We start from the raw sequence: 17,406 nt of genomic DNA on the forward strand, positions 1-17,406 counted from the left end.
TCAGGAATCATTGCAGTATAGGTTACGACAGGAATTTGGGTTACTGTAGGTTCCAAAGAATATGTATAGTCATTAACCATACAGCTAAATCCATCAATCAATACTCCATCAACTTTCAAAGTGCTCAAATATTTTCTTGCTTGATCTTCTGATTCGTTTTTTACAAAGTTTATTTTAATCAGCTTGGATATATCGCCTTTTGATAACTTGAAAACTTTATAATATGTAGTCTGATCATTGGCTGTAACATGTTCTGATTCCTCTACAACTTCTACGGTGTAATCGCTAGAAGCTATGGGGGTTATAGAACCATAACTGGTATCTGTATTTACAGAACTCAAGGTTGCAGCTTCAAATGTTATACTAGGTTCAAAATTATCGTTTTGGTCTCCATCCGGATCCTCAAAATCCTTAATGTAATAAATCACATATTCAGCATTTTCGTAAGGAATACCAGCTGAAACCTGATCGTAGGTATATTCTTTAAATACAGCGTCGTCTGCAAAAATCTTGGAAATATTAAGCGATGCGCTGTTGCTGTATTGTTCTGCAACTTCTTCATCTGTCAAAAGTTCACTTATTCTAAGGTCATCAAAACGAGCTATATTGCCGTCGCCAAACACCAAACCTTGTGTCTTGGCTGCTTGAATACATGTAGTAACTATATCATTAATGGTATAAGCTGGATTATTCAATGCTGTTGTAAGAGGATAATGGATTGCTTTTACGCCATCTTTATAATATGTAATACCCTTAGCAGCATCAACGCTAATTGTAACGTACATGTATTCATTAAGATTATTTGATGTTATCGGATCTGTAGTATTCTTAAAGCTGTCCCATTCATGACCGTTAAGCTTATTATCAGCACCAGGATAGATGTTAGCAAATTCGCCTTCAAATCTATAAGTTAGATTAGGAAGTGATATTTCACTTGTTCCTGCTGCATAAAGAGTTCCATATCTAAAGATTGTATTCCAGTCGCTATCTTGGTTAATCATCCAGCCACTTACTGAGAAGCCTGTTGCCTCAGAATCTAAAAATGCAGGAATTGTCATACTTCCGCTTGTAAAATTACCTGCGCCTTTTCCTTCCATCGCATCAAATGCAACACTTGCTGTCGTTACGGCTTTTTTCTCATCAATTGGATTGCCGTCTTTATCGATAGCTAAAAAGTATTTTGTTGTCGTTTCATCCACCTTTTCTGTAACAATTTCATCTAAAGTATAGCGGACAATGAACTTATCATTATAGCCTATATCGGGGTCATCATCAGCCACAACGAAACGTAAGCCAATTCCCACAGTAAGACATAAAGCACTTAAAAGTGATAACAAACTAAGGCAAAACTTTTTGAACTTACTCATCATAAACTCCTTTTTTCTATTTTTTATTTCTCATTACTCCCATGAAAAAAGAGCAATGAACAAAAGCTAAATAATTTTCTTTTTCTTTTTTAATACAAGCAAAGTAACGACTGCACCACCTGCTACCAAAACACCGCAACCCACACTAAGCCCAATAATAATTGCCAAATTATTTTGATTTTTTGATTTACCATTTACGCGATAATTTATGGTATATACAGTAGTAGTGCCATCTTCTGCCGTAACTGTAATCTTGGTTGTGTCATTAACTGAATCGGCATAATCGATTTCTACTTTGGCCCTTTGGTCTGTTGGCAAAGCAAAAACTCTAGGAATGCTTGCGCCGTCTTTAAGATTGACAGTAAAATCAGTTCCGCTTGACACATCATAGGACTTGCCTAGAATTTTCAGACTGCTTAATGTGCTGTCAGTACCTTCATTGCCATAAGGGAAAACCAAAACAGAAACTGAATATTTCTTTAAATTTATGGTTGCTTTTTTATTAGAAAATTGCGTTTTATCTATACTTTGAGGCATTACGGTATATTGAGCCTCGCCTTCGTATGCGTCTGCAAGCTTGTTTACCGCTTTGTTATTGTCATTTTGCATGGTCTTGCCAAAATAATAGCCTCTTATATCAGAAACAGAACTAAAATCTATATTGACTGTATGCTCAGCATTTCCATAATTGACAAGTTTGATAATGATCTGCTTATTCTTAGTGTCTTGAGTGATGCTTTGGGCGACATTGGATAAATTAAGCTGTGCAGGAATATATTTGTCGCCTACATATTCGCTGAACATCTGCTGGACAAAATAATTTGGAGTCAATACAATGTTTCTATTATTAAGCCAGATCGCGTTTGTAGCCCAGTTATAATTGCCTTCTTTTCCAAAAAACGGAGCATAACTTGCCATAACCACTATGTCGCTGTTTTTTTCCAATCCTGTCATAAATGCGGCTTCCGCCAAAGCGCCTTCCAAAGTATTGACTCTTGCACCGCCGCTATTGGCTGAATACTCACCTACGAAGACCTTAGCACCGTCTCTGCTGTAAGTGTCATACCTGTTTTTATTGCTGATATACCAGCTTGGACTGTTATAATAATGTTCGTCTACTATAAGGTCTTTATAAAGTCCAAACTCGGTAACTTCTTGCGGGCTGCTGCCGTTGATTATGCGCCATGCGTTATAATAATTTGACCCCCAAACATCTGTACCCGAAGTGGTTACTAAGGTTATTCCCCATTTTTTGAGCATATCGGTGGGATTGTTTTTATAATAGTCGTAAGCATAATTTTCAAGCTCGCGTTTTGCTGCCGCGAAGTTATCCCAATATACGCTTCCCCAGTTTTCATTACCCAAAGATATATAATCCAACTCAAAAGGCTCCGGATGTCCCATATCTGTACGCACTTGAGCCCAATACTTTTCAGCAGGATCATTAGAATTTACACTGCCCTTGGCAAAATAAATCAAATGCAAAGTCTGATCGACTACTTCTGTTTTAAACTCAGGGTCATCATATTTGTAAATCAAAGCGCCGGTTTCGCCCATTCTTGCCTGACAAATAAGTCCAGCAGATACTACGGGCATTGCCTTCATATTAAGGTCTTCGCACAACAGGAAATATTCATAAAATCCAATATTATAACTTTGCCAATATTCCCATAGATTAGGCGTTCCAATACGGTCAGTGAGTTTTCCTACAGTATGTTTCCAGTTGTAAACATTTTCCCATGATACCGTACCTTCAGCAACACATCCTCCTGGAAAGCGCAAAAATTTGGGTTTCATCTGTGCAAAGATATCAATTATTTCTTGCTTAATTTTGCCACCTGTCCATCTGGGATCATTCATTCCATAAGCATTAACAGGCATAAGGCTAAAGAAATCAACATTGATTGTTCCTTTGCCCTGAAAATCCACATAAAGCGCACCCGCTAAGGATTTTAGCCCCTTAATGCGTGCAGTATATTTTGTCCATTGTTTTGAACTTGAATTATTAAAAGAAAATTTGGCCAAGGTCGTGATTATCTCGCCGTCTTTGGTCTGAACATAAACAACAATATCTCCTATGTAGGCATTTGCATCCTGACGCGCATAAAAATAAAACTCATATTCTCTTTGGGCATCTATGCATATAGCGTAATCGTCATCATTGATATTGTTGTTTCCGTCAAAATCATCGCCAATAAAGCCGACATTATATATTTTATAGCCCTTTGTTTTTGTCTCAATTTTTAGATAACTGGGATTGTTGGTGGACATTCCGCCGCTAATAGATAATGTCTTAGTGGCATACTTTGGATTTTCTATATACCAGAATTTCTGATTATCATCTACAAGCTGGTTCTTTGCAAAATTAATATACTTATACTCAAAAGATTGATTATTAATCATCTCGGCGCTCATGCCGCCGTCAGCACCGTGATTAATGTCTTCAAAGAAAATGCCGTACAAGGTTGAACTTACATCGTGAATGCCTGTACCGCTTGCACCCTCCCGCTGATTAAGATCCACCACTAAATCAGCAGAACTAGCGTAAACTTTATTATTGATTAAAAATGAAAACGAAAACGAAAATACCGCAAAACATAAAACTATCATCAAAAAACATTTTTTCATCAAATCCACCCTCAAGAAAATGTTTTAGTCGTAATTAAAATAAATTATTTGTTTTATATAAAGCTGTTATATTTTAGTATTTTCTAAAGCTTTTGCAAAATTATAATATCATATCCTAATATACTTGTCAATAGCATTTGATAAATTTTTTAAATTTTTAAATGTTTTATCAAATAGTTTAGTATTTTTATCAAAATAAAAAATTATATTAGTGATTTTACCATAAGAATGACTATAAAATTATGTATTCGTTTAATTATATTTATACTATTATATTTACAGTTAAACTTTTATAATGCATTTAAGATATATTTTTAAATTTTACTAAACTAATTCAAGATTTATTAAAAGACATAAAAATCAAAAAATCTTCATGTTCTCGCTTTTTTGATTTTATATTTGAAGCAGTTTATAAATGGCAATCTAAAATCACCAGCGAATATGTTGTAAAAAAAATCTAAAATAAATTCTTAAAAAACATCATAAAATTTTTTATAAAAATATCCGCTTGGAGATCCAAGCAGATATTTCTTATTCATCTATCAAATTATTTACTCAATTTTTATCCAGCGGGCGAACAAAACGGTTTCTTTCATATATGGGACTGCCGTCTTTCGTCTTTTTCTATCATCACTTCGTCATTTTCAAAATCCCTTTCGTGTTTAAACTCTGGTTCTGTGTACCTAAAAAAGATAATAAAAAAAGACTTGCATGACAGCAAGTCTTTTTTAAATAATATAAAACTATCAAAACTACTAAAGATTTTACTTCTCTTTAGCCTTGTTAACTTCTACAACCTTTTGTCCGTCATAATATCCGCAAGCCTTACATACGCGGTGTGCAAGTTTGAATTCGTGACATTGAGGGCATTCGTTCAAATTAGGCACCTCCGCCTTCCAGTTAGCAAATCTGGTATTAGCTCTTTGTTTTGATGTTTTTCTCTTGGGTACTGCCATTACTTTTCACCTCCAATGTCCTTTAATATATCGAATGGATTATTTCTGACTTCGTCAATCTTGCAGTCGCATTGATTATAATTTCTATCCGTTCCGCAAACGGGACACAATCCTTTGCAATCCGGTTTGCACAAAAGTCTAGACGGCAAACTTAACATCAAAGCATCAATCACCAACTGAGTCAAATCAATCTTGTTTCCATCAAAATGGTATTGATCCTCGTTATTGTCAACTAAAAAAGCTTCATCAAAATCAATACTATTTGAATACTCACAATCTTTTGCACAAAGGTCGCATTTGTATTCAAAGCCGTATTCTATAATGCCTGATGCTCTCCAGCCCCCGCTTATCCTATCAAGTTCGCCGGTTATCTTTATCGGACGATCAGGATGGACATAATCGGGAAGAAACGGTTCCGCCTTTTCCTCAAAAGCAAAAGAAATCTGGTCTTTTGAGTTGGCAGGAATATTTATAATCATATTTTACCTCACGGCTAGCTTATTATATTAAATCAAACCAAAATTGTCAATTATTTTTCTATTAAAGCCTTAGTTTCTCTAGCGATAACTAATTCTTCATTGGTAGGAACAAGCAATACTTTTATCTTGGATGACGGTTTGCTTAGTTCGGTTAGTTTTCCGCGTACGACATTGTAATTGAGTTCGTTGTCAAAATCTATGCCTAAGAATTCCAGTCCCTTAACTACACGCTCTCTTACTTCAGGCGTATGCTCGCCTATTCCTGCGGTAAACACAATCACATCCACACCGCCCATTGCAGCAGCATAAGCTCCTATATATTTTTTTACTCTGTAGCTAAATACATCTATTGCAAGCTCGGCTCTTTTGTTGCCTTCGTACATCGCTTTGGTCAAATCTCTAAAGTCGCTGCTTACTCCGCTCAATCCCCAAACACCGCTTTGTTTGTTGAGATAATTAAGCACTTCATATACGGTCCAGTCTGTTTTACCTATTATATATTCGATAACTGCAGGATCGATATCTCCGCAGCGTGTTCCCATAGCAAGTCCTTCCAAAGGCGTAAAGCCCATAGAAGTATCAACAGACTTTCCGTTTTGGACTGCGGTAACTGATGCACCGTTGCCCAAGTGGCAGGTTATAATCTTTAGATCTTTTATATCTTTTTTCAAATATTCTGCGGCTACTTGAGAAACATATTTGTGCGATGTTCCGTGGAAGCCGTATTTTCTTATCTTCCAATCCTTATATGCTTCGTAAGGTATTGCATACATATAAGCATAAGGCGGCATTGTAGAATGAAATGCTGTATCAAATACCGCCGCCATAGGCGTAGTAGGCATAACCTCACGGCAAGCTTCTATTCCCATAATGTTGGCGGGAACATGCAAAGGCGCAAGATCGCTGTTCTTGCGGCAGGTTTCAAGTACTTTTTCGTCTATCAAAACCGAACTGTTGAAGTCCTCTCCGCTATGCACTACTCTGTGACCTACTGCATCTATTTCTTTAACATCTTTTATAACACCATATTGAGGGTCTACCAAAGCATCAAGCATAAGCTTAACTGCTACAATATGATTGGGCATAGGCTTTTGAATAGAAAAGTCAGTGCCGTCTTTTCCTGTCGCTTTTAAAATTGAGCCGTTAAGTCCTATTCTTTCACATGTACCCTTGGCAATAACTCCTTCGGTATTCATATCAATAAGCTGATATTTTAGCGAACTGCTGCCTGCATTAACTACCAAAATGTTCATCTTGTATTATTTTCTCCGTTTTTATATTTTTTTAAAAACTCAAAAAATTAGAGGCGTTTTTTGTTAAAAAACGCCTTTGTTTTTTATTGTTAATTGTTAAGTGTTGCCTGAACTGCTGTTATTGCTACTGCGCTTACTACATCTTCTGCAGTACAGCCTCTTGACAAGTCGTTTACAGGTTTGTTGAAGCCTTGGCATATAGGTCCTATCGCCTCTGCACCTGCAAGTCTTTGTACCAGCTTATATGAAATATTGCCTGCATTAAGATCAGGGAATATAAGCACATTTGCTTTGCCTGCTACAGGGCTGTCGGGGCTCTTTAATTTTGCAACGCTTTCTACCAAAGCGGCATCGCCCTGCAATTCTCCATCAACTTTTAGATTAGGATCAAGTTCTTTTGCTTTTTGTGTAGCCAAAACCACCTTGTCAACAAGCTCGTGCTTAGCGCTGCCCTTGGTTGAGAATGAAAGCATAGCCACATGAGGATCCATGCCTGTAAGTACTGCAGCACTCTTTGCGCTGGTTACTGCAATCTCTGCCAATTGATCCGCATCAGGATTGGGGTTGAGTCCGCAGTCAGCAAATAAAAATGCTCCGTTGTATCCGTATTTTGAACCTTCTATTACCATCAAGAAAAAGCTGGATATTGTATTGATTCCAGGAGCTGCTTTTATTATCTGCAATGCAGGTCTTAAAGTATCGCCTGTTGCGTGAATAGCGCCTGCTACCATACCGTCAGCATCATCAGCTTTTACAGCCAAAACCGAATAATACAAAGGATCCAAAACCAGTTCTTGCGCTTTTTCAAGTGTCATTCCCTTGTTTTTTCTTAATTCGTATAAAAGATTAGTGTACTTTTCACGGTTGGGATCTGTTTTGGGATCGATTATTTCGATTCCGGTCAAATCTCCGCCTTTCTTTTTTATTTCGTCATAGTCGCCGGTCAAAACAACTCTGGCAATTTTTTCTTTTGCTATTATCTTAGCAGCTTCAATAATTCTAGGTTCTTCGCCTTCAGCTAGTATAATCTTTTTGTTCGCCTTTTTCGCTCTTTCGCGAATTTCATCTAACAGTCTAGACATCCTAACACTCCAATGTTATAATAATTTTACCTAAATATTATACTCTTATAACCATTTTCTGTAAACACAAAAGGCGGTTATAACGACAATAAGTTTGAAATTTTGACAATAAAAAATCATAAAAAAATGGTAATATTATTAAATTATCATCTGTAAAAGACGGTAATTTTATAATGCACCTTTGTTGAAAAAAAACTAGACAGGCAGAAAACTTGATGAAACTTGCGGCTATTATTTGTGAATACAATCCACTTCATAATGGGCACATAGAACATATACGCTACACAAAAGAAGCTCTAGCTTGCGATAACCTGATATGCGTTATGAGCGGCAATTTTGTTCAGCGCGGCGAACCAGCTATCTTGGACAAATACACAAGAACGCTTGCAGCACTTACAGTCGGAGCCGACATGGTTATCGAACTGCCTACTATATTTGCTGTTTCGGGCGCAGACATCTTTGCCGACGGAGCTGTCAGAATAATCAATTCCATAAAAGATATGCGCGTGCTGTCTTTTGGAAGCGAAAGTGGAAAATTATCAGAATTAATAGACGCGGCAATGAATCTAAAAACAGAGAGCCCGGAATACAAAAAAGCAGTAAAAGAAAGTCTAGACAAAGGCGCAAGTTATCCAAAAGCTAGATCTACTGCAGCAAGAGAAGTATTCGGTCAAGACTTTGAATCGCTTATAAGCGAACCAAACAATATCCTTGCGATAGAATATATAAAAGCGCTGATAAGATATAACAGCATGGTCGCTCCCGCCACTCTAAAAAGGCTGGGAAGCGGTTATAATGAAACTCAATTAAAGGGCGTTTTTGATTCGGCTACCGCGATACGTACAGCCGTAAAAAACGGTTCTTGGGACAGTATAAGCTCTGTGCCTGACGATTTAAAGACACTATATAAAGATAATTATTATGACTTTTCCGCTATGCTGCAGGCGTTGTCCGATATCTGTATTTTTGATATTATTTCGTCTTCGCCCAAACAGCTCAAGAGTATCTTCGATTTTACCGAAGGCATAGAAAACCGCATTAAAGACAAAGTTCAAAAATATCATACGCTTGAAGATTTGGCGGCCAATATCAAGACCAAAAGATATACTCTCGCCAGACTAAAAAGAATGCTGCTTTATCCTGCGTTAAAAATAACCAAAGATTTGATTAACAACGCAAAAAAATGCCCCCCGTATATCAATGTGCTTGGCATAAAAAAGGACAAAAAAGAACTGCTTTCAAGACTGCCGGCTAACACAATCACTAGAAAAAAAGATATAGAAAAAATAAGCGATCCTTTTACCCTAGAAATGCTTAATGTCAATATCTTGGCCGATGACTTATACTGCCAGATAACCAAAAGAAAAAAGGGAATGTTTTTGGGACAAGGAATGATAGTGTATTAGGCAAATTAAAATCTGTTGAATTTTTCAACAGATTTTTTATTAATTAGATTTTTTACCATCTTCCGTTAAAAAATGAACACCAAAACAATTATCTATTTTTCCATCTTCAAGCTATAACACTTAAATAAAATTCATTGGTATCAGCACAATAACCAATAAAAGTCCGTCTTTATTATTAGAAATACTGACCAAGTCTAATTCATATAAGTTCCGCTAAATTTTATTGAATTCGTACTTTGGTTAATTACAATTCGACATTATCAAATTCATTAAAAAAACTTTGATAGTCAACGCTATCAGCATTTAACGTCACTGTACGAATTTGCGCCTTTTGATGATTACATCCTACAGACAATCCTAATTGCTTATTCTATTTAAAAACTGCTTTTCTTTATAATAGCGTTCTTTTAGTTCGCTATATTTGGACATAAGCATAAGCAGATATCTTTGCTTGGATACAAAATCCATTTGGTCGTATTTTTCGTGATCTATAAGATAGTTGACTGGATTAATAATGTCTTCGTTTTTATCCAAAATCTCGCACACTTTTTTGTACATAAGCTCGTCCGAATTGTTGACGCTGTTAATTGTCGCCTTAATTTCGCGTGTGTGCTTGGTCTTGTAGTACTCGTCAATAGATTGAGCATTTTTGCCCGAAGTGATAGCCTGCTCTCTTGCGTTTTCTCTTTCTTGTTTTACGGCAGTCCAGTAGCCGCTCTTAAGGCGAGCTTTCGCTCCCATAGCCAATTTTCTGAGTTCGCCTTTTTCTCTTTTACTTCTCATAACTTTCCAACCGCCTTTTTTAATTATAAAAAAAAGACCAAACTCTATTTCTAGACTTTGGTCTTTTGTAAACAAGATTCAACTTTTAATTAGTTTTTATTGGGTTTACGCTTTTTTGCGGCTTCCATTTTTTTCTTGCGGCGAACACTGGGTTTTTCATAGTGTTCCTTTTTACGAAGGTCGCCCATAATATTGTCTTTTTGACATTTTCTTTTCCAGCGTTTGATAGCGTCATCAATAGACTCTTTTTCATTTACCTTGACAGTTGACATGTTCTCGACCTCCTTCCCGCAAACCGGACAGATTCTTCAAAACCACAAACATTCTTAGGTTATTGAAGTGTATTATTATTTTATACTATCTGAAAAAAATAGTCAATTAATTACTTTATATTTTAATAGCTTATATTTTTTGCTCAATTATTCTCTAAAGTCAGGCCAGCCCAAACTTTGACCGCCCATAATATGAATATGAAGATGATGCACAGTTTGACCTGCACTCTCGCCCTGATTGATTATAAGTCTATAACCGTCAGACAATCCAAGAGTGTTTTTGAGTTCTGCGATCTTACTTAAGATATAGCCTATATCTTCCTTGTCCTGACTGTTCATTTCATCTATCAATGCATAATGATGTTTGGGTACGGCTAGATAATGAAGTTTTGCTTTAGGCGAAATATCTTCAAAAATTATCATTTTGTCGTCTTCATAATGTTTTTTGGACGGAATCTCGCCTTTTATTATCTTACAAAAAATACAATCCATAGCTTATCTCCTTTTTTGAGATTATTATATCAGAATTCCTTGTACACCGTCACGCATTCTTTGACCGATTTTAACTTTTAGCAGGCTGTCTTTTTGGGTATCTAGGGGCAGATAAACCTTAATATAATTTTCAGTGTGTCCAGTAATATATCCGTTTTCTTCCTGTTCGGTTATGACCTCGCCTGTTTTTCCGTATTCGCTTTTTAAAAACGCGTCAAACAGCTTTTCACGCAAAATCTCAAGGTCATGCACTCTTGCTCTTTTTACCGTCTTTTCAACTTGTGGCATCTTGGCGGCGCGTGTGCCTGCGCGCACCGAATACGGGAAAATATGCATATATGTCAAACCCGCTTTTTCTAATGTATCCAAAGTCTGACGGTGGTTTTCATCCGTTTCCATGGGAAAGCCCGCTATTATATCCGAAGTTATTGCGGCTCTAGGATAATATTGCTTAATCAACTTGCAGGCATCTATAATGTCTTGAGAATTATACTGCCTGTTCATATTCTTCAAAACCTCGTTGCTGCCGCTTTGGATAGACAGATGAAAATGCGGGCAATAATTGCCTTCTTTCATTGCTTCCAGCAACTCAGTCGTTACCGCTTTTACACCCAGAGAACTAATACGCACTCTTGCGCCTGTCTTGCCTACGCGTCTGACCAGATCCACAAATGTAAGCCCTTCGTACTTATAATCCGACAAGTCTATTCCGCCAAGAACAATTTCTTTTGACTGGCATTCCTGAATTTCTTTCAAAATAGAATCAATGCTTCTAGAACGGCTTCTTCCTCTCAAATAAGGCACTATGCAATAAGAGCAAAATTTATCGCAGCCGTCTTGGGCTTTTATATAGCTTCTTGTTCGGCTTCTGATCGGAGATTGGTCTTCGTAGTTTTTGCTTACGCTGACATCAAAAAATTTTCTTTCGCCGTTAAGATAACGCTCAATTATATTAACCTTGCCGCTTATTCCGCCTGCCGCCACCACATTGGGCAAATCCAAAAAACTCTTGGCTGCGTTTTGGGCGGCACAGCCCATGATAATAATGTCCGCGTTAGGCGACAATGTGTTGGCATGTCTTGCGGCCTGCCTAGATTTTCTTTCCGCTTCGGCTGTAACCGCGCATGTATTGATTATATATAGATCGGCATTGTCTTCAAAATTCTCTGTCACTTCATAACCGTGTTCTATGAGTTTTTTCAAGACAGCGCCTGATTCGTATTGATTGGTTTTACATCCTAATGTATGAACTACTGCTTTCAAATTATTCTCCTGCCTTCATCTGTTCAAAATGATACATTATTATTGACATTACGCTGATCGCCGCTGTTTCGGCACGCAAAATTCTTTTTCCCAAAGTTACAATATCAGCACCCAAAGATTTTGTCTGATTTACTTCAGACTCGCAAAATCCGCCTTCAGAACCTATGATAATTGCTATATTTTTTTTGTCTGTGGTCTTATTTAATGCTGTTTTTATATCCGTGCCTGTTTCCAATTCGTAGGGCATCAGGACATAATCATAATCTTTCAGCATCTCGACTACTTGGGGAAATGTCTTGACTTCTTCAATTTCGGGCGTAACCGCTCTGCCGCATTGTTTTGCCGCTTCAATTGCGATTTTTTTGAGTCTGTCCGTTTTTACGCTGACTGCTTTTACTTGGGTAAAGCTGGACAAAAACGGTACGATTTTTTTTACGCCAAGCTCGGTGCTTTTTTGACAAATCAACTCAAGCTTGTCGCCTTTTGGAACTGCCTGAAAAAGCGTTACTGATATGCTTGCTTCGGCTGTGTTATTTTTTCGTTCCAAAACCTTCAACTGCGCATGATTTTTGTTCAGACTTATTATCTCGCAAATATTATCTATTCCGTCATTAAAGCAAACGGTTATCTGCTCGCCTATTTGAGCGCGCATTACATTGACAAGATGATGATATTCTTCATCTTTTAGATAAATAATGTCATCAGGTGTATAAGATGTAAAAAACCGTTTTGCCATAAAGAATTATCCTTTTTTGTACATATAACAATGCCAGCAATCCATAGAAACATGAGATATAAGTGAAAAGTTTTGGAATGCGTTTTCTATGTCTTTGGTATAGCTGTCTATTATTCCGCTCAAAATCAATATGCCGTTTTCGTTAAGATATTGATAAAACAAATCTTTCAAACTTACCAATATGCCTGCGGTGATATTGGCCAATATTATATCCGCCTTATCTTTTGCCTTTTCCAGCGTTCCCCATATTGCATCCGCTTGGTATGCTGAGATATTGTTTAAGGCAAGGTTATCTTTTGTAACCTTAACCGCGCTTTCATCTGTGTCTATAAGCACTGCATATTTTGCGCCAAGTTTTAGGGCGGCTATTCCCAAAATTCCGCTTCCGCAGCCCACATCCAAAACAGTTTTTGAGTCTAAATCCACATTTTGCATTGCTTCAAGACACATTCTTGTAGTCTGGTGCGTACCTGTTCCGAAAGCCATTGACGGATTGATAAACACTATGGGCTTGTCTGTATGAAAGTCCTTAATCCATTCGGGTACTATGGCTATCTTTTCTAGCTCAATAGGCAAAAAGTATTTTTTCCATTCATCACGATACGTTATATCGTCTTTTAGTTCTATTTCTGCTTTATAGTCAAAATCGTCATTTATAGTTTTCAGATAATCAAGTTCATCCAAAAAAGCGCTCAAATCGCTGTCTGGATAAAAATACGCTCTTACATACACCTCTTTGGGTGCGTTCCGGATATCAATATCAGAATAATCCCACATTCCGGCTTCTTGGAGTTCTATATAATCCTGTTTATCCCATACGGCTACGCCTTCATATGCTCCGTCAGACAAAATAGCCGACACAATGTCTGAATACTTATGTGAACAAGTAATAGTAAGTTCTTTGTATTGCATAATCAATCTCTTTTAATTTATTTCCAAAGTTATATTAACATAAAATAAAAAAACCGCAATCAGTTTTGATGCGATTTTTTTTGTCAATGCTAGATTGCGGTTTGTTTTAACTTTTATTTCATGTATTCTTTTGCTTTCTCGTACTGATTACCGCTTATGCTCTTATGCAGTTCTTTGATAAGTTCCTTTTGGTCGCCTTTTAGGCTCTTGGGCAATTCGACGATCACCTTTAGGTACAAATCCCCGTACGAATCTCGCCTTAACAATTTCATGCCCTCGCCGCGCATTTTGAACACGGTATCAGTTTGAGTTCCTTCAGGTACAGTCAATGTAACAGAACCTTTCAAAGTGTTAATCTTGATCTTATCGCCCAAAATTGCCTGTGTAAATGTTATCGGAATGTCTGCATAAAGGTCATTGCCCTTTCTAACAAACAGCTTATGCGGCAATACCGTAACAGCAATAACAAGATTGCCCCTTTGGGTGGACTCGGCTATACCGTTGCCTTCGCCCTGTACAGTCATTATTTGACCGTTGTCAATGCCTGCGGGTATATTGATTTTGATTGTGCGGTTTTTCTTAACTGTGCCTTTTCCATGACATTCAGAACATGTCTGCTTGATTTTTTTGCCAGTGCCGCCGCATGTCGAACATGTTTGGGTATTGATTACGCGTCCAAACAATGTGTTTTGGGCGTATTGAACGCGTCCTGTACCTTTACAGTTGGGACATGTTGTATATTCGGTACCGTTTTTGGCACCCGTACCCTTACAAGCATCGCAATGTTCAACTCTTGAAATCGTAATGTCTTTGCTTACGCCAAAATACGCTTCTTCAAATGTCAAAGTGATTCCAAGCGAAATATCTGAAGGACGCACTTTTACGCGTCCTTCGGAATCCCCGCCCGAAAACATATTGATTATATCTTCAAAGAAACCGCCGCCACCGCTTGAAAAGCCGCCAAAACTTCCAAAGTTTCCAAAGTCAAAGCCGCCCATGCCGCCTGAGCCAGGGTCAGCCGTACCAAACCGGTCATAATTGGCGCGCTTTTTGGGATCGCTGAGCGTTTCATACGCTTCATTGATCTCCTTAAACTTTTCAGCGGCCTCAGCATTATCCGGATTCAAGTCTGGATGGTATTGCTTGGCAAGCTTTCTGTAAGCAGATTTTATATCACTGTCCGAAGCGTTTTTTTCCACTCCGAGTATTTCGTAATATGATTTTGCCATCTATGGTTATACTCTTTTTTGCTTATTGATTAATGGATATCAGGATTTACGCCGTCTTGAGGACCAGCCTGTTGTTGCTGATTCTGCTGATAGAACTTTGTGAAAATCTCGCTAGTTACCTTTTGAGTTTCATTCAAAGCATCCTTAATAGTGTCTTTGTTGTCACTCTTAACTGCATCTTTTAGGCTGTCAGCTGCTTTTTTGAGTCTGTCTTTTTCGTCTTCGCTAACCTTATCGCCGTTTTCATTGATAAACTTTTCAATGCCGAACACGATAGTATCAGCCTGGTTTTTGAGTTCAACAAGCTCTTTTCTTTCCTTGTCTTCTGCTTCGTATTTCTTAGCATCTTCAATAGCTTTGTTGATTTCTTCTTCAGACAAGTTGGAAGAAGCGGTTATTGAAATAGACTGCTCTTTTCCTGTGCCTTTATCCTTAGCTGTTACGTGAACTATACCGTTGGCATCGATATCAAATGTAACTTCAATCTGAGGAACGCCTCTAGGTGCAGGAGGAATACCTGTCAATTCAAATCTTCCCAAAGTCTTGTTATAAGCCGCAAGTTCTCTTTCGCCCTGCAAAATGTGAATATCTACTGAAGGCTGGTTGTCGGTTGCGGTAGAGAATATCTGGGATTTCTTGGTAGGAATGGTTGTGTTTCTTTCGATTAGCTTGGTGAAAATACCGCCCATTGTTTCGATACCCAATGACAACGGTGTTACGTCAAGCAACAAAACGTCTTTAACTTCGCCGACCAAAACACCTGCTTGAATAGCAGCACCTATAGCAACGCATTCATCAGGGTTAATGCCCTTGAAGGGTTCTTTGCCTGTAAAGTTCTTGACTGTTTCTACTACTGCAGGAATACGTGTTGAACCGCCGACCAATATAACCTTATCTATATCATTAATAGAAAGTTTGGAATCAGAAAGTGCACGTTTCATAGCTTCTAGAGTTTTTTGAGTCAAGTGTGCAGTCATCTGTTCAAACTTAGCTCTTGTCAGCTCATAATCAATGTGTTTAGGACCGCTGCTATCAGCTGTTATAAAAGGCAAGCTGATGTTGGTCTTTAGAACACTTGACAATTCAATCTTAGCTTTTTCGGCTGCATCTTTTAGTCTTTGCATAACCATACGGTCTTTGCTCAAATCAATGCCGTTTTCTTTTTTGAATGTGTCAACTATCCATTTTATAATTTCGTTATCATAGTCATCGCCGCCTAGTCTGTTGTCACCTGCGGTTGCCAAAACTTCAAATACGCCATCGCCGATTTCTAGTATGGACACGTCGAATGTACCGCCGCCCAAGTCATAAACCAAAATCTTGGCGTTTTTGTTGGTGCCCTTGTCAAGTCCGTAAGCAAGCGCAGCCGCTGTAGGCTCGTTGATTATTCTCAATACTTCAAGTCCTGCGATTCTGCCTGCGTCTTTGGTAGCCTGTCTTTGTGAGTCAGAGAAATACGCAGGAACAGTTATAACAGCTTGAGTTATTTTTGTTCCAAGATAGTTCTCTGCATCTGCCTTTAACTTTTGCAAAATCATTGCAGATATTTCTTGAGGTGTGTAGTTTTTATCGTCAATTTTAACCTTTCTTTCACTGCCCATATCTCTCTTGATTGAGATTACAGTTCTTTCAGGGTTAGCTATCGCTTGTCTTTTTGCTATTTGTCCAACAAGCCTCTCTCCATCTTTCGAAAAACCAACTACAGAAGGAGTTGTTCTCATACCTTCTGAATTAGGTATAACGGTAGGTTCTCCGCCTTCCATTACGGCAACGCATGAGTTTGTTGTTCCTAAGTCAATTCCTATTACTTTGCCCATAATTATTTTTTTATCTCCTTTTAATGCGATTTCTAAATTTATATGTTATTCGGCTACTTTAACGCTGCTATAGCGCAGTATCTTTTCGCCCAAACGATATCCTTTGTTTACAACTTCTATTATTTTGCCTGATTCAACGCCTTCTTGTTTAACTTTTTCTACAGCGTTGTGAATATTGGGATCAAAATCCATTCCTAATGCTTCGATTTCTTGTACGCCAAAATTACCAAGCATATTTTCTATCTGACGATAAATCATTTTTATTCCGTCAATTGTTGTGCTGTCTTTTATCATCTTTTGCGCTTGTTCAATGATATCCAAAATCTTAATCACTTCAATCAAGACTTCGGCATTGCCCTCTGTTCTTGCGGACTTTATGCTGTCGGCATTTCTTCTTCTGTAGTTATCAAAATCAGATTGAAGGCTTATAACTCGTCTTGCAAGTTCGTCTGCTCTAGCCTTTTCTTGAGTTGCTAATTGTTTAGCTTCTTCTATCTGATTATTAAGCCCTTGAAGATGTTCGTTGAACGCCTTTAATGCTTCTATCTGTTCTTGGGTCATTTCAACTGTATCTTGTTGATTGTTAATATCAGCATTTTGGGCTGTTTCTTGTGTATCGCAATTACAATTTGCATCTTGCTCATCGCAGCAGCATTTGTTTTCTGCTGTGCAGTTTTGTTCTTCGGGTGTGCCTTGTTGTTTTACGTCGTTGTTATTAGACATTAATATCC

General features: G+C 37.8%; 16 protein-coding genes. 1 reads left to right on the plus strand and 15 read right to left on the minus strand.

Going from position 1 to position 17,406, the window contains the following annotated elements; all coding sequences use genetic code 11:
• From VIL26_04135 to pta, 6 genes are all read right to left on the minus strand, one after another.
• On the minus strand, positions 1-1,367 hold a 1,367-nt coding region (locus VIL26_04135), incomplete at its 3' end, for a hypothetical protein (GenBank protein ID HEY8390122.1).
• Positions 1,368-1,433: 66 nt separating this feature from the next.
• A complete protein-coding gene (locus VIL26_04140) occupies positions 1,434-3,995 on the minus strand; it encodes an alpha-L-arabinofuranosidase C-terminal domain-containing protein (GenBank protein HEY8390123.1) in 2,562 nt (853 codons plus the stop codon).
• Positions 3,996-4,759: 764 nt separating this feature from the next.
• Entirely contained in the window at positions 4,760-4,951 is a 192-nt protein-coding gene (rpmF, locus tag VIL26_04145) for a 50S ribosomal protein L32 (protein HEY8390124.1), read from the minus strand.
• Entirely contained in the window at positions 4,951-5,430 is a 480-nt protein-coding gene (locus VIL26_04150; protein ID HEY8390125.1) for a DUF177 domain-containing protein, read from the minus strand. The genes rpmF and VIL26_04150 overlap by 1 nt, the downstream gene beginning before the upstream one ends.
• Before the next feature lie 50 nt (positions 5,431-5,480).
• Positions 5,481-6,683: an acetate kinase gene (locus tag VIL26_04155; GenBank protein ID HEY8390126.1), complete on the minus strand. Its 1,203-nt coding sequence runs from the start codon at positions 6,681-6,683 to the stop codon at positions 5,481-5,483.
• 89 nt (positions 6,684-6,772) lie between these two features.
• Positions 6,773-7,765, minus strand: coding sequence for a phosphate acetyltransferase (gene pta / locus VIL26_04160; GenBank protein HEY8390127.1), 993 nt, complete (start codon positions 7,763-7,765; stop codon positions 6,773-6,775).
• 215 nt (positions 7,766-7,980) lie between these two features.
• Here pta and VIL26_04165 point away from each other — a divergent pair, with 215 nt between their 5' ends.
• Positions 7,981-9,171, plus strand: a complete 1,191-nt coding sequence (locus VIL26_04165) for a nucleotidyltransferase (protein HEY8390128.1) — start codon at positions 7,981-7,983, stop codon at positions 9,169-9,171.
• 357 nt (positions 9,172-9,528) lie between these two features.
• Here VIL26_04165 and VIL26_04170 read toward each other — a convergent pair whose 3' ends face one another.
• The 9 genes from VIL26_04170 to VIL26_04210 form a co-directional block, all read right to left on the minus strand.
• Positions 9,529-9,954 carry a hypothetical protein gene (locus tag VIL26_04170; GenBank protein HEY8390129.1) on the minus strand — a complete coding sequence of 142 codons (426 nt, stop codon included), beginning with the start codon at positions 9,952-9,954 and terminating at the stop codon, positions 9,529-9,531.
• Positions 9,955-10,043: 89 nt separating this feature from the next.
• Complete coding sequence (gene rpsU, locus VIL26_04175; GenBank protein HEY8390130.1) at positions 10,044-10,226, minus strand: 30S ribosomal protein S21; 183 nt, start codon at positions 10,224-10,226, stop codon at positions 10,044-10,046.
• Positions 10,227-10,373: 147 nt separating this feature from the next.
• Positions 10,374-10,718 (minus strand): histidine triad nucleotide-binding protein, encoded by a 345-nt coding sequence (locus VIL26_04180; protein HEY8390131.1) that lies wholly within the window; start codon positions 10,716-10,718, stop codon positions 10,374-10,376.
• A 24-nt stretch (positions 10,719-10,742) separates the two neighbouring features.
• On the minus strand, positions 10,743-11,981 hold the full coding sequence (gene mtaB, locus VIL26_04185) for a tRNA (N(6)-L-threonylcarbamoyladenosine(37)-C(2))-methylthiotransferase MtaB (protein ID HEY8390132.1): 1,239 nt from the start codon (positions 11,979-11,981) through the stop codon (positions 10,743-10,745).
• Position 11,982: 1 nt separating this feature from the next.
• Entirely contained in the window at positions 11,983-12,717 is a 735-nt protein-coding gene (locus VIL26_04190) for an RsmE family RNA methyltransferase (protein ID HEY8390133.1), read from the minus strand.
• A gap of 6 nt (positions 12,718-12,723) precedes the next feature.
• A complete protein-coding gene (gene prmA / locus VIL26_04195) occupies positions 12,724-13,629 on the minus strand; it encodes a 50S ribosomal protein L11 methyltransferase (protein HEY8390134.1) in 906 nt (301 codons plus the stop codon).
• 113 nt (positions 13,630-13,742) lie between these two features.
• The gene (gene dnaJ, locus VIL26_04200; protein ID HEY8390135.1) at positions 13,743-14,858 is read right to left on the minus strand and encodes a molecular chaperone DnaJ; all 1,116 of its coding nucleotides are present in this window, start codon (positions 14,856-14,858) and stop codon (positions 13,743-13,745) included.
• Between the two features lie 29 nt (positions 14,859-14,887).
• A complete protein-coding gene (gene dnaK / locus VIL26_04205) occupies positions 14,888-16,675 on the minus strand; it encodes a molecular chaperone DnaK (GenBank protein ID HEY8390136.1) in 1,788 nt (595 codons plus the stop codon).
• A 45-nt stretch (positions 16,676-16,720) separates the two neighbouring features.
• A complete protein-coding gene (locus VIL26_04210; protein HEY8390137.1) occupies positions 16,721-17,398 on the minus strand; it encodes a nucleotide exchange factor GrpE in 678 nt (225 codons plus the stop codon).
• Positions 17,399-17,406 lie beyond the last annotated feature (8 nt).

It is taken from the genome of Clostridia bacterium (assembly GCA_036562685.1).
Lineage (GTDB): Bacteria > Bacillota > Clostridia > Christensenellales > DUVY01 > DUVY01.